Source organism: Lysinibacillus parviboronicapiens (genome assembly GCF_003049575.1).
GTDB lineage: Bacteria > Bacillota > Bacilli > Bacillales_A > Planococcaceae > Lysinibacillus > Lysinibacillus parviboronicapiens.
The window spans coordinates 1-21,444 of the sequence record NZ_PYWI01000044.1; the positions used below are offsets into that span (position 1 = coordinate 1).

Annotated in this window: 22 protein-coding genes and 1 pseudogene; 4 read left to right on the forward strand and 19 right to left on the reverse strand. The window is 38.4% G+C overall.

The window, feature by feature from the left end:
• Positions 1-161 precede the first annotated feature (161 nt).
• From C9J35_RS21355 to prsW, 4 genes are all read right to left on the reverse strand, one after another.
• The gene (locus tag C9J35_RS21355; protein WP_107926760.1) at positions 162-821 is read right to left on the reverse strand and encodes a flagellar brake protein; all 660 of its coding nucleotides are present in this window, start codon (positions 819-821) and stop codon (positions 162-164) included.
• A gap of 87 nt (positions 822-908) precedes the next feature.
• Positions 909-2,192, reverse strand: coding sequence for a PepSY1/2 domain-containing protein (locus C9J35_RS21360; protein ID WP_107926762.1), 1,284 nt, complete (start codon positions 2,190-2,192; stop codon positions 909-911).
• Between the two features lie 15 nt (positions 2,193-2,207).
• Complete coding sequence (gene sleB / locus C9J35_RS21365; RefSeq protein WP_107926764.1) at positions 2,208-3,041, reverse strand: spore cortex-lytic enzyme; 834 nt, start codon at positions 3,039-3,041, stop codon at positions 2,208-2,210.
• A 94-nt stretch (positions 3,042-3,135) separates the two neighbouring features.
• Positions 3,136-3,810 carry a glutamic-type intramembrane protease PrsW gene (prsW, locus tag C9J35_RS21370; protein WP_107926765.1) on the reverse strand — a complete coding sequence of 225 codons (675 nt, stop codon included), beginning with the start codon at positions 3,808-3,810 and terminating at the stop codon, positions 3,136-3,138.
• Positions 3,811-4,109: 299 nt separating this feature from the next.
• On the opposite strand from prsW, the gene C9J35_RS21375 reads away from it, so the two are divergent.
• Positions 4,110-5,078 (forward strand): asparaginase, encoded by a 969-nt coding sequence (locus C9J35_RS21375; protein ID WP_107926767.1) that lies wholly within the window; start codon positions 4,110-4,112, stop codon positions 5,076-5,078.
• Between the two features lie 28 nt (positions 5,079-5,106).
• Here the strand turns inward: C9J35_RS21375 and C9J35_RS21380 are convergent, their stop codons facing one another.
• From C9J35_RS21380 to C9J35_RS21410, 7 genes are all read right to left on the reverse strand, one after another.
• A complete protein-coding gene (locus tag C9J35_RS21380) occupies positions 5,107-6,648 on the reverse strand; it encodes an aminotransferase class V-fold PLP-dependent enzyme (RefSeq protein WP_107926769.1) in 1,542 nt (513 codons plus the stop codon).
• Between the two features lie 4 nt (positions 6,649-6,652).
• Positions 6,653-7,213 (reverse strand): glycerol-3-phosphate acyltransferase, encoded by a 561-nt coding sequence (locus tag C9J35_RS21385; protein ID WP_054768711.1) that lies wholly within the window; start codon positions 7,211-7,213, stop codon positions 6,653-6,655.
• Between the two features lie 158 nt (positions 7,214-7,371).
• A complete protein-coding gene (locus C9J35_RS21390; RefSeq protein WP_107926771.1) occupies positions 7,372-8,337 on the reverse strand; it encodes a YpdA family putative bacillithiol disulfide reductase in 966 nt (321 codons plus the stop codon).
• 352 nt (positions 8,338-8,689) lie between these two features.
• A complete protein-coding gene (locus C9J35_RS21395; protein ID WP_107926773.1) occupies positions 8,690-9,445 on the reverse strand; it encodes a metallophosphoesterase in 756 nt (251 codons plus the stop codon).
• A 160-nt stretch (positions 9,446-9,605) separates the two neighbouring features.
• A complete protein-coding gene (locus C9J35_RS21400; protein WP_107926775.1) occupies positions 9,606-10,331 on the reverse strand; it encodes a LysM peptidoglycan-binding domain-containing protein in 726 nt (241 codons plus the stop codon).
• 87 nt (positions 10,332-10,418) lie between these two features.
• Positions 10,419-11,861, reverse strand: coding sequence for a RecQ family ATP-dependent DNA helicase (locus C9J35_RS21405; RefSeq protein WP_107926777.1), 1,443 nt, complete (start codon positions 11,859-11,861; stop codon positions 10,419-10,421).
• Positions 11,862-12,890 (reverse strand): YpbB family protein, encoded by a 1,029-nt coding sequence (locus tag C9J35_RS21410; protein WP_107926779.1) that lies wholly within the window; start codon positions 12,888-12,890, stop codon positions 11,862-11,864. It abuts the gene before it with no gap.
• A gap of 105 nt (positions 12,891-12,995) precedes the next feature.
• Between C9J35_RS21410 and C9J35_RS21415 the strand changes: the two genes are divergently transcribed.
• Entirely contained in the window at positions 12,996-13,244 is a 249-nt protein-coding gene (locus C9J35_RS21415; RefSeq protein WP_004232564.1) for a ferredoxin, read from the forward strand.
• Between the two features lie 118 nt (positions 13,245-13,362).
• Positions 13,363-13,506, forward strand: coding sequence for a hypothetical protein (locus tag C9J35_RS23800; protein ID WP_167396033.1), 144 nt, complete (start codon positions 13,363-13,365; stop codon positions 13,504-13,506).
• 12 nt (positions 13,507-13,518) lie between these two features.
• Here C9J35_RS23800 and C9J35_RS21425 read toward each other — a convergent pair.
• Together C9J35_RS21425 and C9J35_RS21430 are read right to left on the reverse strand one after the other, a co-directional pair.
• Positions 13,519-13,891: pseudogene (locus tag C9J35_RS21425) on the reverse strand (transposase); the annotation flags it as partial.
• Positions 13,892-14,093: 202 nt separating this feature from the next.
• Entirely contained in the window at positions 14,094-14,507 is a 414-nt protein-coding gene (locus tag C9J35_RS21430) for a hypothetical protein (RefSeq protein WP_107926785.1), read from the reverse strand.
• Between the two features lie 413 nt (positions 14,508-14,920).
• Between C9J35_RS21430 and fabI the strand changes: the two genes are divergently transcribed.
• Positions 14,921-15,703, forward strand: a complete 783-nt coding sequence (fabI, locus tag C9J35_RS21435) for an enoyl-ACP reductase FabI (RefSeq protein ID WP_054768710.1) — start codon at positions 14,921-14,923, stop codon at positions 15,701-15,703.
• Positions 15,704-15,785: 82 nt separating this feature from the next.
• Here the strand turns inward: fabI and C9J35_RS21440 are convergent, their stop codons facing one another.
• From C9J35_RS21440 to C9J35_RS21465, 6 genes are all read right to left on the reverse strand, one after another.
• Entirely contained in the window at positions 15,786-16,511 is a 726-nt protein-coding gene (locus C9J35_RS21440; RefSeq protein WP_201262100.1) for a sulfite exporter TauE/SafE family protein, read from the reverse strand.
• A gap of 32 nt (positions 16,512-16,543) precedes the next feature.
• Positions 16,544-17,749, reverse strand: a complete 1,206-nt coding sequence (locus tag C9J35_RS21445) for an MFS transporter (RefSeq protein ID WP_107926789.1) — start codon at positions 17,747-17,749, stop codon at positions 16,544-16,546.
• A gap of 1,031 nt (positions 17,750-18,780) precedes the next feature.
• Positions 18,781-19,626 carry a DUF2785 domain-containing protein gene (locus C9J35_RS21450; RefSeq protein WP_107926791.1) on the reverse strand — a complete coding sequence of 282 codons (846 nt, stop codon included), beginning with the start codon at positions 19,624-19,626 and terminating at the stop codon, positions 18,781-18,783.
• Positions 19,623-20,378, reverse strand: a complete 756-nt coding sequence (locus C9J35_RS21455) for an alpha/beta fold hydrolase (protein WP_054768709.1) — start codon at positions 20,376-20,378, stop codon at positions 19,623-19,625. The genes C9J35_RS21450 and C9J35_RS21455 overlap by 4 nt, the downstream gene beginning before the upstream one ends.
• A 178-nt stretch (positions 20,379-20,556) precedes the next feature.
• The gene (locus C9J35_RS21460; protein WP_107926794.1) at positions 20,557-21,093 is read right to left on the reverse strand and encodes a GNAT family N-acetyltransferase; all 537 of its coding nucleotides are present in this window, start codon (positions 21,091-21,093) and stop codon (positions 20,557-20,559) included.
• Positions 21,094-21,226: 133 nt separating this feature from the next.
• Positions 21,227-21,444, reverse strand: a 218-nt coding sequence (locus C9J35_RS21465; protein WP_369122303.1) for a DinB family protein, incomplete at its 5' end; no start/stop codon positions are given.

The window sequence follows — 21,444 nt, forward strand, 5'->3', positions numbered from 1 at the left end:
AAGCAGCTCGACCCCGCCCGCGGAAAGCGTCCGCCCGTAGTGGAAATCAACGGCTTTACTTTATTTCATTGTAAAAGAAAAAAGACTGTAGGCAAACTCAAAATTCATTGAGTTTGTCTACAGTCTGAAGCCCTCTTTGAGAAGAGGGCTTTCATGAAAAATTAGACTTCAAATGGATTCAATTCTTTACGACGATTGACTAGTTGTCGCTCAAAGCAAAAACGTACTATATGCTGTTGATCGACATCATCCGTATCCGTTAGCTGAATCGTTGCAATCGTCAAGTTATCTTTTTCGAAAATACGAACAACCGAAGCATCTGTCGTTACATAGTTAACTTCCCCATTTGCAAATGGGAGGACAATCGTTAACTTTACATCATCACCATCTTTAAAGGCTAAATTTCCTTTTAAGATAAGCGCTAAACCACCTGCGCTAATATCCACTGTTACGAGTTGATATTTATAATCCTTAAATTGAACCGCAACATCTACAGGTGTTTCCACACGGACATATTCACGACGTTGAATTTTGATAAACTCTTCTGCTTTTGGGCAGTGCAACATAATCATTGGGATATTGCCAGCTTTTCGCCCTATCACTTCCGTATTGAAAGCAAAGGAATGTTTGTCCTCTGTACGGAAGGTTGCTCTAAATTCTGAACCATCTATCAAAAAAGCAGTTTTCTTTGTCACTACATTCGTGGGATAATCGATATAAATAATATTGTCTTGTTGTTCTACAACTTTACAGCGGAATTTTTCTACGTGCTCTGTGTACGTAGGTTCAAGTAGTAACTGTGTACCAATTTTTATTTCCATGAGCATCTCCCCGGCACAAAAAATATACCTTCATTATCGCACGAGATGCAAAATTTTGCTATATGAACTGGAAGCATTTTCTTGACTTTACGTTAAATATTCTACTTTTAAAACATTATGATTTTCAGCATCAATGACAACGCGGAATGTTTCCTGCGTCTTGCCATTTCGAACGGCAATCACTTCATAACAAAGACGTTGTTCGAATTGACCATTATCCGTGTAAATATTTTTCACTTCTTCTACTTGTACGTCTTCATCGAAGAAAGTTTTCCAATCAATCGGTTTTGCCGTTTGCGGTTTAATGGTTTCTTCTTGAATATATTCCATTGCATTGGCACCTAATAATTCACCTGTGTCCTTTGCAATTTTTAATTGTACGCCATCCGCATAAATTAACGCTTTGTCACTTGGGTTAACACGTGCAAACGTAACATGCCATGCCAAATGATTCTCTCGCGATTCCACAAAGGCAACATCTTTCATCCCAAGTCTCTGTAAATGCTCTTCTGCCTTTTTAGTAATTTGTTCTTGTGAAAGTTTCGCTTCACCGACAGGTCGCTCTACTAAATAAGACAGTAAATGCCCACCTTTTTCTGTTAAATCAACATAGCCAAGACGAATACCCTGATGGAATTGGATATGATAGAACGGATACGGTGCAGTATCACTACTTTTTGTTACCGTAAACGTAGCATCTTTAATTAATGGGAATAAATATTTCACTTTTTCTAACGCTTCTTTTTCTGTAATAACTGAATCTTGTAACGCTTTTAGCTCTATTTTTTTCTGCCAGTCGGATTCACTTAATGTAAGCGGGAAATCTTTTTCGCCATAATCTTTTAACGTATTTTTCACATTATCAAACGATGTATTTGGATTTTTGTTGTCTACTTGTCGCAACCAAACATCCATATTGCCATCCTGTTTATAATAATCGACCGTGGCAGTCGTCCACTCGTCGGAGAGTGATTGTAAATTTGTAGAGATTTGCGGCATTTTTTCTCTCCACGCTTCATAATCTCCTGTTTTGGCAGTTTTCCTCGCCTCTTCACCAAGTTTACCTAAATAACCTAACCACTCGTTCGAAAGCTCTTGTCCAATCGGTATATTAGAAATCGATGATCGGACCTCAGAACTTAGTCGCCAAATTGAATCCAACTCACTATGGATTGCTTGTTCGTCTTTAAATAATAAGGACTGTGAAACAGCTCTTTGTAAGTACGATAATTTTTCTGAGGCATCTGTTAATTTTTCTGTGTACTGCGCATGAACGGTACGTTGTAGACTTTCCTTATCAGAATGCAAATTTATGCTGTATGCACCTAAACCGATAACTGCGACAGTTAAGATAACGAGCAATGTTCTCATCTGTTTTCCTCCTATCTATGAACAGAAAATATGCTCACCAATTTGTTTTATTTGTGGTCGTGACCAAATCCATTTACTTGTTGCTGTTTTCGGATTGAAATAATAAAGCGCATTTTCCGATGGATCCCAGCCGTTCATAGCATCAATAACAGCCTCTTTTGCACGTTGGTTCGGTTCAAGCCAAATCTGACCGTCAGCAACAGCTGTAAACGCTAGAGGTTGGAAAATTATCCCTGAAATTGTATTTGGGAATTCTGGACTCTCCAGTCGGTTTAAAATAACAGCGGCTACGGCGACTTGTCCTTCATAAGGCTCTCCTCTAGCTTCTCCGTAAACTGCATTCGCTAAAAGTTGTAATTCCCGTTCTGTATATTTCGGTGGAATTTGCGTATCGGTTCCACTTTTATTGCTACTACCGCTATTGTTCCCACTAGCTGTAGCGCCTCCGCCTCCACCGGTATTATTTTTTTTCACTTGCTGATCTAGTGGTTTCCCACCATAATAGGTAAATTGATTCCCTGCTTTCAGCTGTGCCTTCACCCATTTTTCATCATAATCTGAATGCCCTGCTAATGCTTTTTTCGTCTTTGTACCAGCTATGCCATCTACCGGTAAACCATATTTCTCTTGGAAATTTCGTAAAGCCCAGTATGTGTTATAGCCGAACTTACCATCAATTTTACTTGTGTAAAATCCTAAGTATTGTAGCCTAGACTGTAATTCAATTACATCATCACCGTAAGCGCCACGAGTAATCTGTTGGTCGCTAAACGCAACGGCATCATTATGCGGGATGGAAACTATACTAACCGCTAACATCAAACAAAAAAGTATGCTTAATAAACGCACAATCATCACTCCTTTTTTCATAGCTTGAAGCAATCGTCGTATTTTATACTAAAAAAATATAAAAGCGCAGAAATCTATTTCAATTTCTACGCTTTTATATTTTTTTATGCATATGAAGATGTTGGACAAGGTGATAGTGCGCAAGCTTTACTTTACGGAGGCCAAACCACCATAAAAATAGCATAAACGGTATCATTAAATATACCCAGTGTCCTTTAAATGATAATATTGTATTGTATAAAATGTGTAAAACTACCGGTGCACATAGCGCCATAGCAATCATTTCTTTTGTCTTTGCAAGCTTCAAGAACTTGGCACGTCCATAGTAATAACCCATTACCACGCCGAATAATGCATGACTTGAAACAGGTAATAATGCGCGCATAAATGCTGTATCAAGACCGAACGATAATAAATATAATACATTTTCAATCGTTGCAAAACCAAGAGATACACTTGCACCATACAAAATACCATCATAAGGATCATCAAATTCCACATGATTGTAAATTGCTATTAAGAGAATGAACCATTTAAAAAACTCTTCAACGACACTGGAAAAAAGAACATCTTGTAAGTAAACATATCGAAAAACCCCTTCCTCTGTCAGCACATACTGTAAAAACAGAATCGGGAACGTTAAAAATGCACCATATAAAAACGTTTGAAGTAAAGTTTTTCTTGGCTCCGTTGCCATTTGATTGCGCAAATAAAAGTAGCTAAAAAGCGCTAGACCGGGAGCAATGGCAGCTGATAAGAGAATGATCATGATGCCGGCCCCTTTCAACAATCAATTTCGCCTCGGCCTAATTGTGTACGATTTAAGAATGGACAAGAACAGAGAAACAGGTCAGTTGGCCGGTATCGCATGAATGCGATGAATTTAGCCTAACGTCCTCTCTTCAAGCCTATCAAAATCTATGACATCCGCCGGAGGCTTTATGTTCATCCAGTCTTCTGTGGCGGACATTGCGCTTTCGTCACGAAATACATCTGCTGTAGGAAGATAGACTGTAATTATTATACCATGTAATGACAAAAAAGATTTTAAAAAGGAGATTTTATTTTATGAGAAAAACGATTTTATTAATTCATACAGGTGGCACAATATCCATGGCAATGAGTGCTGAAGGAGCCGTCATGCCAAACAAAGAAAATCCGCTTATGAAAGAGAGCAATAAGCTAAATGACCTTGCAACCATTATAGAAATGGAGGCCTTCAACCTCCCATCACCACACATCACGCCAAACGAAATGCTTCGTTTACGCAACTTAATTATGGAAAAAGTTTCTGCTACGCAAATCGATGGCGTAGTCATTACACATGGGACAGATACGTTAGAAGAAACGGCTTATTTTTTAGAGTTAACGACGAATTTACACATTCCTATCGTTTTAACAGGTGCCATGCGTTCCTCCAACGAAATAGGTGCAGATGGTATCTACAATTTAGTTGAAGCTGTTCGTGTTGCTGTGGATGACGAAGCATGCGATAAAGGTGTGTTAGTTGTGATGAATGACGAAGTGCACCTTGCCGTAAACACGACGAAAACGAGCACAAGTTCTGTAAATACTTTCCAGTCACCACAGTACGGACCTATTGGACTCATTACTAAGAAACGCATTTTGTTCCATCATGCCCCAATTCGTCGTCATTATGTAGACGTACTGTCGTTATCAAAACGAGTGGCCATGCTAAAGGTCTATGCAGGAATGGAAGTTGATTTACTCGATGTTGTATTGGCCTGTCAATATGATGGTGTCGTTTTAGAAGGACTCGGGCAAGGCAATGTTCCACCAGCAGTTGTAAAAGGCATCGAAAGTCTATTAGAACGTGGTATACCAGTCGTGCTCGTATCCCGTTGCTTTAACGGCATTGCAGAAGGTGTATATGGCTACGATGGCGGCGGTAAAATGTTAGAAGACTTAGGTGCACTGTTTGCAACAGGCATTAACGGTCAAAAAGCAAGACTAAAATTATTAATCGGTCTTAACAAAGTAGGAGCCCCACTGAATCTAAAAGAATTTTTCCTATAAATTCAATGTATTCAAGGTTTACGTAAGCTTATGCAACAACTATTTGCTCATAAAAGTGCAAAATCTCATGCAATCGTATTATCGCTTCCTCAAAATCAGGTTGGATTACCGAAAGTTGCATTAAATTTCGTTGCCGCAAATATTTACTATCACCATGAACAAACAAGCCATTCAATTTTAAATCAGTTGTGAAGTTTGCAAGTGCCTCTGGGCAACGTAACGTTAGTATCATTGGATAATGTGACGTCGCTAACTGATTGTGCATAAACGGAAGCTGCAGCAATCGATCAAAACGTTGTTGTAGCAAACCGTAACGCGCGGGATAGAGTTGTAATGCCGCTTCTACATTACCAACAAGTACTGCTGGCATTGTAAATGGGACGGTGCCGCGCTGATAATTGGCCAAATCTATGTAAGCGGGTAAAGTCGTGGACGGCTTCGCGAGTGCCTGCGAAAAAACAAAGGCTAATCCGCTGAGTGCTCCAAGCGCTTTACCACTCACAGCTGTTGCTAGATAGCATTCTTTTAATGAAAACGACATGGCTCCAAAAGAACTAATGCAGTCTACACATAACTTTACGTTATAACGCTTTGTAAGCTGAACGAGTGTCTCTAAATCATTACATGTCCCTGTAGATGTTTCCCCATGCACCGCAAGTAACCAGCTGTAGCTATTTGTTTGGAAGAAGGAATCTAGTTGTTGTTTGTCAAACTCCATTCCCCAGTCCTGCTCCATCACATCAAAATCCAGTGACCAGCGCTGTGCTTGCTTGTGAAGACGCTCTCCAAATTCCCCGTTCGTTAAAATGAGCCCTCGCCCCAATTGCTGTTCCTTTAATTGTCCGAGCATAACTTCATTTGCCAATGTACCTGAACCAACGAGCGTGGCAACATACGGGGCCCCCGATAATTGCACAAGTCTGTTTGTCATGCGTTCATACAACGCTTCAAAAGCCTGTGAACGATGTGATAGCTCCGAATACAAAATTGTTCCGTTCTGTTTCACTGGTCCAGGATAAAATGTATAGTTTTCCTTTGCGAGCCTCTGCTGTAATGATTCTTCAAATTGCTGCCTTGTTAATACCATTGGTAAAAACATCGCCTCCTGTGAACCCACTGCTGGTGCAAATTGGGTAAAGCCCATTTGCTTATATAGCTTCTCCTGTCGTGTCGTACCAGAAATAACTGCAGCTGAATAGCCTTTTTCATAGGCAAAGGCATTCAACGCTTGTGTTAATTTAAGTAGAACTCGGCCAGTACGATACTTCTTCTTCACAGCAAGCAAGCGAATTTCACATAGCTTACTACAAATTTCCTGTGGTAAATATTGCTCTACCTCGCCTATTTTCTCATCAATTGAAAATGGACGTTGATCTCGAAAAGCCAGCATACCGATGAGCTCTATTTCTTTATAAACGACTAAATACGTATTTTGATGATGAAAACGATCAATCTTTCTTCTCAACGCATTCGGCTCATGTTGGGGAATTTCCTCCACAAAAGTTTCATAATTTAACTGCGCAATAGCATCAAACTCCGCTTCTGTTTGCGCTACTTTACACCAATACATACACTCACTTCCCTCGTTCCAAAGACTCTTTAATATTCGATGAATGCTTAATAAGCATACAGATTATAGCAATTATCATCGGTATGTATACTAGTAAATGACCTGTCAAAACAATTGTGCCTACATATAAAATCAAGCCACCTACCATACCTAACGTCAGGCTTCTTGTTACAGCTAGCACCAGAGCAGTCCCGACAATCATCATTGCAAATAAATTTGGAGATAATGCAAGTCCCACACCAATAAAGGTCGCTACTCCTTTGCCACCATTAAATTTCAGCCATAGCGGATACAAATGACCGATAATCACAAGGCCCGCCCCTACAACAACTACCCACTCTTCAAAGTGCCATAAACGTCCTACCCCCACAACAACGACACCTTTTAGCAAATCACCCAGTAGCGTCCATAGAAAAGCAGCCTTACCTATAACACTGCCCGCATTACGAGCCCCTAAATTTTTGCTTCTTTCTACCTGTAAATTAACACCATATCCTTTTCCAACGAAATAAGCTGTCATAAAGTTGCCAATCCCGTAGCTTAACAGCCAATATAGCCCAATCACTCTTGTCCCCCCTTTTCGACATGCGGCACATTGCGCCATTTATTATTAGGCTAGCGCTATCCGGCATTACCCCTGTTCTAACCATCATTTCGTCCGTTCTATCCGTCATTTTAGTTAAAGAAAGCTGTATAAGCAGTTTCTGCCTATACAGCTTCTTGTTATGACTGTCGTTTTGCAATTGCCTTGGCAATACAATCACCATGGAAACGACCATTTTCTATAAAGATTTCATTGGCATTATTCCCCGCTGCAATAACGCCAGCAATGAACAAGCCCGCTACATTTGTCTCCATTGTTTCAGGATGACAGAACGGACGACCTGACTCCTCGTCAATTGTTACCCCCATCGCTCTAATGAAAGAATGATCTGGGTGATAACCTGTCATGGCAAAAACGAAATCATTGTGTAAGATCTCTTCATGACCATCGACTTCCAGTACAACCTCATTTGGACGGATTTCCTTAACAGTTGTATTAAAACGCATCGACACTTCGCCGTTACGTACAATACCTTCGAACTCCGGTAACACCCAAGGTTTAATACTAGATGAATACTCGCTACCACGATAGACCACCGTTACACGAGCACCAGCCTTGTTCAACTCTAACGCAGCATCTACTGCTGAATTTTTGCCACCGATTACAAGGACATCTGTATCAAAAAATTCGTGTCCCTCTTTAAAATAGTGAAACACTTTCGGGTAATCTTCACCCGGAATATCCAAAAAGTTTGGATGATCATAGTAACCTGTTGCAATCACGACATAAGGTGTCTCATAGACATCTTTATCTGTCGTTACCGTAAACAGCTCTTTATTTTTCATAACACTTGCGACTGTTTCAAAACGGTTTACTTGAATATTTTTCAAACGCACCACCTCACGGTAATAAACAAGCGCTTGATTGCGTTTTGGTTTCCGTCCTTCAATTATAAACGGCACATCACCAATTGCTAAACGTTCACTCGTGCTAAAAAAAGTTTGATGTGTTGGATAATTGTAAATCGCGTTTACGATATTTCCTTTTTCAATCACAATTGGTTGTAAACCAATATTTTGCAAAGATATTGCTGCTGCTAAGCCACAAGGGCCTCCTCCAACAATAATTGCATCTACTTGTTGCATTGTGTGACACTCCTATCAAATTTGCATCAGCATAGTTATCACTGAAGCTTTCATTGCGCGCAGAGCACATAGACATCTGCGGGTTTAATTAATGTGATTACTTCAATTTAGGCATCGTTACGTCCACAGTGTGAATTGTATTGGACTTAATCTTGCACAGGGAACGACATAAAGTAGGTCATTTCGCTAAAACTGGCGTAATGCTGTTGCCGATAGTGGTTCGTTAGCCGTTCTACAAGACCTTCTAACTTCATAGACAAAATATTTAATTGCCCACATTAAAGATAGCCGTCCGCTGAATGTAAAAAGACCTATTGCTTTCATTATACGCCTTCCAAACATTTTTGGTTGTTTATTGACCCGAAATTTCAATGTCAATTATATGGCATTGTGGTTTTGCACCAAAGCGTAGGGGCAATAATGTTGTGCCATAGCCGTTACTCACAAGTGTCATCACACCCTCACGCTCACGATAAGACCCATTTGGATGAACTCCATACGGACCAAGTCTAATTTGACCACCGTGTAAATGTCCACCAATCATTAAATCTGCTCTAAATTTTGCCCGTATACGAGCAAAGACACCTGGATTATGCGAAATAAAAACAACTAAATCCTGCTCATCAATTTTTTCAAATGCTGCATCAAAGCTATATTTCATTGTGGAAGTATCTTCAATGGCACTTAACCAAAAACGATTTTTCTGGGGAAGTAAAATTGCATCATTGGCTATGATGGTTACGCCGTGGTCCTGTAAAATACGACGAAGTTGCTCTTCGCCCACTTCTCGGTCATTATTTCCCCAAACAAAAAAAGTCGGTCCTAGCGGTGTCAATAAATCGAGGTTCTCATGGATACGTGAAATGGGCGTACGACTATCTGCAAAGTCTCCACCTATTATGACCGCATCAAATGAGCCTTCCAACTGCTCAATCATGTGACGGCTAATTTTCCGTAAATGCGTATCAGATATAAAAAATAATCGAATGTTTTCTCGTTTTCCTTTTAATATCAGTTGATGATGTAAGACATTGTTTTCAAATGCAACCTTCCACATATAGAGTAGGAAGGCGATGACTACGAAAAGAAATACACCAATATAAATCATTCCCTCACTCCTCCTAACGAAAGCAAAAAGACGATTCGTTTTTATGAAGAATCGCCTTTTCACTAAATCAGACGTACGCCTTAACCTGATTTGGTGTTGACGTTTGTCCATTATTTTATACTAGAAAAACATCATTGCCAATGAATGACACTTGTTTTTCTTATGGTAGTTTAATAACTTGGCCAACCATTACTGTGTTGGAAGTCATACCGTTCGCTGCACGGATTTTTGCTAGCGTTGCTTCACTACCATTACCGTAGTGATTCAATGCAATGCGATATAGATTTTCATTTTCTTTGACTGTATGTGTACTTGCTTTTGCTGCAGCTTGTTTTGCCTCTTCTGCTTTGCGAGCCTGCTCGGCTTTCTTAGCTTCTTCTGCTTTTCTTGCTGCCTCAGCCTGTTGCTGTGCTAACTTAGCCTCTTCTGCTTTTTTGGCTTCTTGTGCTTTTTTCGCCTCAGTAGCCTTCTCTTGAGCTGCTAGTTTCTCAGCGTCTTTCTTTGCTTGTTCTTGTGCTTCGGCATTTGCTTTATCATCTTTATTTTCTTTATCCTTTGAATCTGATGCCGCAGAAGCTTTTGCTTCATCGCCCGACTTGTCAATCTCAACAATAGAATCCATGGAATCCTTTTCGGCTTCCTCAATCGTTTTACCAGGTTCATAGAATTTCACCAAATAGATTAATATCGTTAATGGGATTAGTATGAAAATTACTAAAAGAATGGTCATTAACGGCGTTTTACGTTTTGTACTTTTTGGCTTTTTGTTCGTGCTTCCATTTTTGGTCATTCTTGAAACTCTGGATAAATTTTGCTGCTCTTGTTGTTCTTCTTCAAATGATTGACGATGTTCTTCGATTTTATCTCGATAGTCTTCTTTGCTCATTCGTTTCGTACCCCCAACCTTACTACGCTTTCTATCATTCTATTATGACGAATTTTGCGAAAAAAGTAAATGACCGTCAATTTTAGTCTAAAAGCCTATTAAGAGTTGTTTTAATCGACTTTCCCATGGTATCATTTCTACTTTTTTCTCTTCCTTTAAGCGTTCTGTATTGATTTCATCATAATGGATTCCACAATTTTCACAACAGTTTTCGGGCTTTTCCTGCAATTTTTGCCCAAAATACCCGACTAATTGCGTGCGAATACAGTCTTTTGTCTGAGTAATTTTTAGCATTTCATCAACAGCTTGATATTTTTCTAGTACCAATTGATTTAGACGTGCCTTTACTTGCTCCACAGATTCCTTTTGGGACCAGTATGCGAGTACCCGAAAGGCCGTCTCACTCAGCTCTCCATTTTTTAGCATTTGCGATGGCTGCACTTGTTGCCTCACAAGCTCTTGGTAACGATCTACATGACTAGCTGACGGCAAATCACCTGTTACAACAAATTTCGCAAGTTCTTCGTCCCCATCACAATACAGTAAAATCGCAAGCGCTGGCTCACCATCACGACCTGCTCGCCCGATTTCTTGCATATAATTGGCAACATTCGCTGGCATCGTTTCATGAATGACTTGTCGAATATCTGACTTATTAATCCCCATCCCAAAAGCATTGGTAGCCACAATCCAGTCCAGCTCTCCATCTATAAACTGCTGCTGAATAAACTGACGATCCTCAGCCCCATAGCCTGCATGATAAGCAGCCACTCGTAACCCCGCCTGCGTAAATGCTTCACTATATTGCTCCGCACGCTTTCGTGAAGACATATATAAAATTCCTGGTCCGGCTGTTTCTTTGATATGCTGCAGTATCCACTTTGCTTTATCTGCCCTATCCGCGAATACTACACGCCCTAAAGATATCGTTGGTCGGTCCACATTATACATAAATTCAAATGGCGCATGTAGTGATAATGTTGTTCGAATATCATTGACAACTTTTTGTGTTGCAGTCGCCGACAATGCTAACACGGGTGGACGTTTTTCTTGTGAAAACCATTCACCAATCCGTAAATAATCTGGACGGAAATCAAAACCCCACTGTGAAATACAGTGTGCTTCATCGACCACAATAAGACTTAACTCCATTTTCGCGAGTTTTTCTTGTACCTGCTGTTGCAATAGCATTTCTGGCGATGTAAAAATAAAACGATATTGCTCAAGAAAGTGCAGTGCATACCGTTTTTCGGTGAGTGATAAAAAGGAATTTAAAGCTACCACTCTTTTTTCCCCAATGCGTTTTAATTGCTCGACCTGATCTTGCATTAAGGATAGTAATGGTGACACAATTAAAACAGGCTTCTGCAAAATATATCCCGGTAATTGATAGCATAGTGATTTACCCATGCCTGTAGGTAATAATGCAATGCCATCTTTTCCTGCAAGAATGGCTTCAATCACTTCCCTTTGGCCAGGGCGAAAAGTCGTGTAACCAAAATATTTCGCTAATGTTTGTTCTAGTTCCATTTATACTTCCCCCTTCGCCAGGACAAGTCTGAGTTGGAAATAGCTCATACCTTCCACCACTTCATGCAATGCCTTTAACTTTTTAGTTTGATAGTGCTTTGATGCCTGCCAAACCTTTTCCGCTTCTTCATAAGAGACGAAGGGACCGATGGAAAAGTTCGGTTCATTCATAGCTATTTCAACTAAATGATCCTCAATCGTACTTTGTTTTAAATTTCGCAGTTGAACAATTTGTTCCAATGAATAGCCTTGCTCATATAACTGGGCAGTTTGTTGCGCAGAATCAGTCAGCAAAGCTTTAATACGTAATCCATCTGCTATTTGACCAAGCAATGCATAAGTGCTGTTCTGGTGCACTTCATTCAATAGTGTATGTAGCAATTCAATAAATGCTAATTGACTATCCAAAACACTTTCATTGCGCTCACTTGCAAGCTGTTGCCATGTCCAACCTGGTGAGCTATGTCCACTCAATCGATAGAGAACTAGCTGTTTCTGTCGATCAGCTAGAGGCAAAGCAGTCAGTACTTGTTGACATTCCTCGAATAACTGCTGCTGCAAATGACCTAACTGATAGTTATGGTTGACTAAGAAAGCACGCACCCACGCCTGTACTTGTGGATCTTTGCTAATAGGAGAAAATGAATGCATGTCCGCTCGATGATACGATAAACTTTGGACAATCAGGGATAATCGAGCAAAAAACGCATGCTCATTTCCTCGATAATGCCAACCATCAAACAAAAAAGTGGCTGTCTGCTCTGCACGCTGTAAACCTAGCTTTTTCATGGAATAGTGACCAGATTCCTGCATATTTAACCAACTATATTGCGAAAATGTGGAAACGGCCTCATCAAATGTTGCCCGAGGTAACTTTGGCAATAATCCAAAATAGTTATGTAGCTGAAAGAGGCCAATGTCTTGAATCGTCTGGCCAGAACGTTTCCCTCTTAAGACATGATAGGCTGCTGAAACGGTTCGTTCGTTATTGAGCTTGTGAAAAATTTGCAATAAAATTTGATGAAACATTGTAGCAAATTCCTCCAATTTAATAGTATTATGTTGAAATGTAAGATAAACATCTTTAAAATGAGTATGAAGCTTTGTAGGAACATTGTAAAAGGAGAGAAAGAAATGGCTAAATACACAATTGTTGATAAAGATACATGCATCGCTTGTGGCGCATGCGGAGCCGCAGCACCTGATATTTATGATTACGATGATGAAGGTATTGCCTTCGTCATTTTAGATGATAACATGGGAACTGCTGAAGTTCCAGAAGATCTACTAGAAGACATGCAAGACGCTTTCGAAGGTTGCCCAACTGATTCTATCAAAGTAGCGGATGAAACATTTGATGGCGATTCACTAAAATTCGAATAGTTTTATTAAGCACCATTACAACAAAAAGGCATCCATAATTGGATGCCTTGGACTGTAGACAAACTGAACTGCCCCTAAATTGTTAGACACCAAATCTAACAATTTAGGGGTGTTTTTTATGGATAATTTCACTGCCGAAGAGAAAATATTTATTGCTCGTCTTTACCTTGAGGGGAAACATAGTTATTTGGGAATTCAAGATTTATATAAAGTTTCTTATCCAATGATTAAGCGATGGTATGTTTGGTATGTCAACAACTAAACTGGACAAAAATTATAAGGTCTGTTGCTTGAATTCCAATGGTGTTAAATAGCCTAGTGTTCCATGAATTCGAATGTTATTGAACCAATGCACATAAATCAAGTTCAAGAGCGGGCTGTTCAAGAGAAGAGAAATGAGCTCCATTAGCGAATTCTGTTTTAAATACCTTAAACATCGCTTCAGACACGGCGTTATCATAAGGACATCCCTTCATACTCAGTGATCGCTGAATTCTAAATGTTTCCAGGGCTGCTGAAATAAGCTTATTATCAAACTCTTTTCCTCTGTCTGTATGAAACATTTTAATATCATTCAAGTTGCCTTTAACATTTGCCAAAGCTTGATATACCAACTCCGCTGTCTTATTTGCACCTGCACTGTATCCTCGAGCAATATCTGCACGAGATTTTCCATTTTTATAAAGCTTCACTAATTGCTATTTGAATTCAGATGTAAAAGTTCGACGTTGACGTGACATAGTAGCACGCTCCTTTAAGTTGGTAGTCTAAGTGTACTAGCCCTTATTTTTTATGTCCAACTTAGTGTAGCCGATTCACTAATTTAATGGCAGTCATTTACAAACTGTTTTATTCACTCTCGCTTTTTAAGTTATTAAAAATGCTTAGCATGAATGTTAAACCTGCAACAATTTCAATTAAATTAGAACTTAAGGCTTTATTAAACCATATACCACCTATGGGAAGAGATAATGAAAAAATCGTTGTTAATGGCACAAATAGGGAAAAGAGAAAACAAGGAATGAATACGCAAATAAGTAAAGGCAAATTTATTTTAATGGTCCATTTTTTTATAAAAATAAGTGATAAATAGACACCCCACATAAAGAGAGTAATAAAATTAGTCCAAAAAACAGGAACCATACTATAAGTTGAAGCTGAGATAACATTAATTTTATATTTAATATTATAACTAATGATAGTTAATAAAAATAATCCAATAACCCAAATTAATTTCCATAAATAAGATGACCATTTTTTCATGAACAACCCCCCTTAGAAGTTTTAATTTATAATTATATTAATACGTTTCAACATTCAAAAAGTTACCAAATTGTCCATATATAATAAAAATTATTTCATCATGTAAAATCCAATGACAGTTGCCTACGCTACATGAAGCTTATTTTTGATTTGTTCGCTTGTGCACGGGATATTAGTCCCAATGAAATCGAGGCTTCCTTTGATTTATTTAAAGAACGTTTAGATTGAACAACTATAAATGTATTACACACTCATATAATGTACTAGAGTCTATATAAATCGAACTTTGAAATTACGCTTATCTAAAGTTAAATACTCTTTTCAGATTGTTATTGCAACCATAATTTATGTGTGATAAAATTTTAGTAGTTGGTACTAATAACAGATATTATATTGCAAAGGGGTTCTTATAGATGATGGAGAATTTATTACAATTAAAAGATAAAAATATCGTCGTAATGGGCGTAGCGAATGATCGTAGTATTGCTTGGGGAATCGCAAAACGTCTATTTGATGTAGGCGCTAATGTGATTTTCACGTATCGTCAAGAACGTTCATTAAAGAAATTACAAAAGCAACTTGAAAATTATGGTCAACCTGAAGCCCTTATTGTACAATGTGACGTCAACAGTGACGACAGCACAAAAGCAGCCTTCGATGAGATTGGCGCTAAAGTCGGCGTTATCCACGGCATTGTACACTCTGTAGCATTTGCCAATGCAGAAGACTTACACAATCGCTTTTTAGAGACAACTCGTGACGGCTATGCATTTGCGCAAGACACAAGTGCGTACTCTCTTATTTCAACAGCAAAAGCCGCACATCCATACATGACAGAAGGCGGTTCTATTGTAACAATGAGCTATCTAGGTGCAGAACGTGTGCTAGACGGCTACAACGTAATGGGTGTCGCTAAAGCTGCATTAGAAGCATCTATGCGCTACCTAGCTGCTGATGTTGGTCAAGATAATATTCGTGTCAATGCCATTTCTGCAGGGGCGATTCGTACACTTGCAGCAAAAGGTGTTCCTTCATTCAACACGATTTTACACAAAATCGAAGAAACTGCACCATTAAAACGAAATGTCCAGCAAGATGAAGTCGCAGATATGACGATTGTGATGCTATCTCACCTATCACGTGGTGTGACAGGAGAAACAATCTACATCGACGCAGGCTATAATATTATGGGTTAAACAACAGTAAGCATGTAAGATCGTCATTGATCTCACATGCTTCTTTTGTTTTTGATTCATTTAACTTTAATCTTAATTAGAATCAAAACAGCGATAATATACTTTGTCCCAGTAAGAATACACCTGCAATGAGTAATAGCATATAAATCATCTTTGTAAATAGTGCTTGATTAAGCTTCTTAAATAAAATTTGCCCTAACACTAGACCAATAAGGACAAGTGGCAGTGCATACAAACTATTAACCCAAACCGTTTTATTTGTGCCTTCAACCGTTAATTGAAACAGTAAGCTAATAGCGTAGATAAAAATAAAATAGGCGATTGAGGTTGCTCTCGTATTTTCTTTATTTTTCTGTGTACCTGCAAAATAGAGTAATAATGGCGGTCCAGCCATGCCGATACTAGTTGTTAATAATCCCGATAAAAACCCTACACCATATTCTCTATTTTTGGTTGGCTGAATTGAAAAATTTCTCATTAATAATATCGTTACCCCAATGAGTATGAGTGCGATTATTAATTTAAAGGTGGTTAAATCTACAATTGCAAAGATGAAACTACCAAAAGGCGCTCCGACGATACTGCCTAAAAGTATCTTTTTTAACAAACCAACATCAATATCACTTCTAATTTGCCAAATAAGTGCTAAAGAAATGACAAGCGACAAGAGGATATTTATTTGCATTGCCTCTTGCGGTGAGAATAGCATAAGTAAAAAAGGAGTGGCCATAATAGAAAAACCAAACCCCGAACTTGTTTGCAAAACGGATGCTAACAAGATAAGCAAAAAGAATAACAGAAGTTCTATCAAACTAGCACCTCACAATTAAAATTATCATTTTATGGCCTTGTCACCATGCTTTGCTTAGCAATGATGCCGTTTAATAAAAATGAAAGTAAACAAGCTACGACTAAAAAGACAGTAATCATTGCAATGACACCTCCCCAACCATCGTGCATCCAAAATATGCCCCCTGCTGTTCCTCCTACACTGGAGCCAAAATAATAGAAAAATAAATACAGAGAAGATGCTTGTGCTTTATCATGTGTGGCCCGTCTACTCACCCAACCACTGGCAATGGAATGCGCAGCAAAAAAGCCAAAGGTAAAGACCGTAATGCCAATAATTTTCAAGCTGAGTAGACCACTTAATGTCAGAAGTGCGCCCGCAAACATAATTGCAATGGACAGTAACAACATTTTTTGTCGTCCATATTTATCTGCTAAACTCCCAAACCAAGTCGAGCTAAACGTACCGACCAAATAAATAACAAAAATCCAGCCAACAATTGTGGCACTTAAACTATATGGCGGTGCCATTAATTTAAAGCCGATATAGTTGTAAAGAGTAACAAAGCTCCCCATTAACACAAAACTAATGCCAAAAAGACAAAGCATCGATGGATCTTTGACATGTTGAATGAGTGATGTCGTTAATGCTTTTATTTGCAATGGACGTGGCGAAAAATGCCTAGAATTCGGTAACATCCATACAAACAGGACACTTATAATGAGGCTTAACATACCGAGCACAATCATACCCACTTGCCAATTATAAAGGTCAGTTAATGTGCCAATAATAACACGTCCACTAAGTCCCCCGACTGAATTACCACTTATATAGAGGCCCATAGCAACGCCGAGACTACGAGGGTCCATTTCCTCTCCTAAATAAGCCATGGCAATGGCAGGTAAACCTGCAAAAACAACCCCCTGTATCACTCGCAAAACCAAAATCGTTTCAAAGTTCGGAGAAAAAGCAAGCGCTAGCGTCAGGATAGATGCCGCAAAAATAGAAATCGTCATTAGGGACTTTCTCCCCCAAGCCTCCGACAAGGAACCGACAATAATCATACTGATAGACAATGCAAATGTCGTTACAGATAAAGAAAGACTAGCTACTGCGGGTGATACATGAAATTCCTCTGCAAATGTCGGTAACAATGGCTGTGATACGTATAAGTTTGCAAAGGTAATAAAACCCGCTAAAAATAGGGCCCAGTTTGCTTTATTAAATGCCTTTGTCCCCTTTTGTATATAATCCATTTCTCTCTCTCCCTATTCACAATCCATTTCTATCTATTATTCTAATACAACGTTCTGCAAAAAACACGGTAGATTGTCGAAAAATAGACAAATATATCTTCATTTATCTGTTTTTCGCAATATTTTTAGTTGACATTTTTTTGAAAAGGCCCATTACACGCGTAATTACTTACTGTTTTCCTATGAATCATTTATCCTGAAATAGAACGTGTTACTTCATAGATAAGGGATTTATCGACATGATTAGTGTACAAAGACTATAAGGGATTTGACCCAACCGTTGATTTTCACTACTTCCGAGCGCTTTTCAGTGGGCGGGGCCGAGCCACTTCCCTCGCTACGCTCAGCTCGACTGTCCCACTTTTCCCGTTCTTTAAAATGAACATATAAATACACAATAAGTAATGGCGTGATTTATAGAAGATAAGATTGAGTCATGCACTTATTTATTGTGTATTACTCTCATATTGCAAGCTAAACCAAATTAAAAAAGTTTAGACTATATGATGAATAAACATAAAAAGACCAGGTACTCACCTTTTAATGAGCGCATGGTCGATTAAGTGGAACAACTTGTAACTGAATTACAAAACAACAGCATAGAATTGTACTCTTTTGTTTCAGAAAATGTCTCTGAAGGTATTAGAGCTTGACACTAAGCACGATGACAATAAAAAGGTACTTGACGTATTACCTCTGCTGTATTTAAATCCCATAATAGACTATTATTTACCAAATGTCATTGCTAATATTTTATTTAACTCTTCTTGTACTAAACGACCACGTGGTTGCTTTATAATAAAGATTGTTCAAATTAATACCTAATAGCGTTGATAAACAGGCAAAAAGAAAGAGCATGTTTTAAAAAAGATTAATCAAAACATGCTCATTATATATTTTATGGAATCATTCTTTTATAAAAAAGTTTGATCATTTCTATAATTTTTCCTCCATTAAAAAGCGATTTAATGGCGGAATAAACCAGTAAATCCCTCAGCCAATTTCATGGATTGGGACAACCCCTTAATCCTTTAACTGATAGAAAACCTGTTTAATTTTGCCTCAGTGCCAAGTATGGCAGTATTAAGCTCATTCCCTCGGCTATCTTGTCCCCTTCTGAAATAGAGACTGCGTAAAAAATTCTTGCTGTTCACGCGAGCAATCACCTGACTGCGACTTCTCGGCAAATTGCAGCATTGCGCTAAGCAGCTAATCCAATCAGCGATTTCTTGATGTGGAAGTAACTCTTTGTCAATCATCGTATCCACGATATTGACCAACCGCTCATCATCCTCATCACTAAAAATATGTATTCCATTATGTAGCAAGCCAGAAATAGCGACAAGAACCTCACGCAGCATTGCAACGCTGCTCTCCTCGCACTGCACCAACTCAACAAAAACATCTGCACCGTGAGACGCGCTGTGAGCCCAGCCTCCTACTGAAAGGTAACCCCGCAGATCCTTCTCCTCTTTGTAATAACGGAGCATTGCTTGCATTAATTGCTCAATTTCTTCTTGATTTAAAAATGGATTCTGTCTGTGGCGTTGTATAATCAAAGCGATAGGCAAGGCAGAAAACGACCTTGTAAAAACTGACTGATCATCCTCGCTGCCAATATTATAGAACAAATGGTTCTCATCCGTCAGAACGGTTAAAAGACTACGCAACTCCTCTTCACTGAACCTATTCTCTTCCTTAATCCACATATAAAACATCGGATAAATCAAGTTATCCCGCAATTCTGGCTGAGGATCGCCAATATATTGAAGTAACAAAGGTAAGAAATCTTGATGCTGCTCACCTTCGCCTAACTGATAATCATTCTCCTCAATTCTTTGCAAATCCTCCATAAGTTTCAACCTTATATCGCTCACTTTCCCATCCCCTTTAACATTAATAAAATCTCTTCTATTACAATATCAGGCTCATCATGATGTATATAATGTCCACTACGACTAGCAATCTGGAACTTACTTGACGTTGACAGCCATTGGAATTCTGCTTGTAGACTTTGTTCAATTTCTAATATTTCTTGAGAGGGCCATCCATCTTCATTATTATCGGGTAAACCTCTTGTAATAATTGAGAGAGGGATGTCACTTTGTTTTGAATAATCAACAATTTGCTTATAACTCTGTATTTTATCAATTTTCTCACTATTCAACATAGGATTCTCGAAATATTCCCTATTTCCTGCAAGTAGCTTTTCTGGTAGAACCTTTTCATAGGCAAGTTCTTTATATTCCGGTGCAGCGTCAACCAAAACCATACCACAGATGTCCAGCGGATAAAGACTGGTATACAATCTGGCGACCAATCCACCAAAGGAATGGCCTACTAATATATAAGGCTTCTCCACGTCAAGCGCTTGCACCAATTCGAAGAGCTCCTCAACAAGATCACAGCAAGTTCTCGGGACAGCTACGTCTTGACTCCTGCAAATACCCGCCCTGTCATAGGACAAGGTTGACGTTTCATCCGATATTCGGTCTTGGACCTTTTTCCATGTTTCATGGCTATCGCCTAACCCTGCAATAAAGATTACGCTGGGTGTATTTTTACGATATTTATTGAACAGTATACGCCTATCATAGAAATTAATTATCTTTTTATGTTGTATCATCACTTTTAATCACCTAATTAAATTATAAACTTTACATTATTATTTCTACAATATAAAAAAAGGACCATTTATGCAACTCAGTAATAATTCGCTAAAGTCGTTAGTTTAAGTATATTACTTCACAATCTGCTAATTGAATGATTCAAAGCTATCAACGTTACACTTGTATCATTTTGGATTATTACAATAGCATACTTTTAAAATCACATTTAAGTAATGCCATAATAATTTCATCTGAGTACGCATCGTTATAATATAAGGATTGACGTAAGACTCCTTCTTTTACAAACCCAACCTTTTCATACGCTCTTATTCCACGCAAATTATGGCTAAATACTTCTAACTGTAAACGATTTAATTGGAGTTGTTCAAAAACAAATCTTAGAACAATTTTTGTAGCTTCAGTACCATATCCTTTTCCTGTTAATGAAATAGAAGCCATCGATATTCTGAATCCTGCTTTTTTGTTCGCCTCATCTATATCGAAAATCGATAACTCCCCGATCATTTTGTCAGTGCCTTTTAAACAAATAGCGAAATCATAGCGACTTGAATCATTATTAATATTTTCAATATGTGTCTTAATTTGAACCAGTGAAAAATTAGAATTCGTTCCAGTCATATAACGTATTTCTTTATCCATTGTATTTTCTAATATAATAGGTGCATCTAACTCGCAAAGAGGTCTTAAATAAATTCTCTCACTCTCTAATCTCATTTTAACTTTCTCCTTAATTGTTTTATGTTCATTTTTAATTCCCCCACTTTTTTTACCATAATACTACTTCAACACCATTCTAAAAATACCTGCTTCTTCAACTAACCTGCACCGTTAGTTCAATAGTAAAGTTCTATTCAAACAATGGAACTTTTGGGTCTATTCCATAACAATGAATAAGCATAGAGTGTAATTGCCCTCTGTGATGATAAATGTGAGCTATAATCTCTAACAACCATTCATATCGTGAGTATGTAACACCCCAATAAGAAGTAACTTCCTCTTGAAGTTCGACTTCTGTGAAATTCATAAATTTATCTTCTAAAAATTGATGATTTTTTATCAATGCTT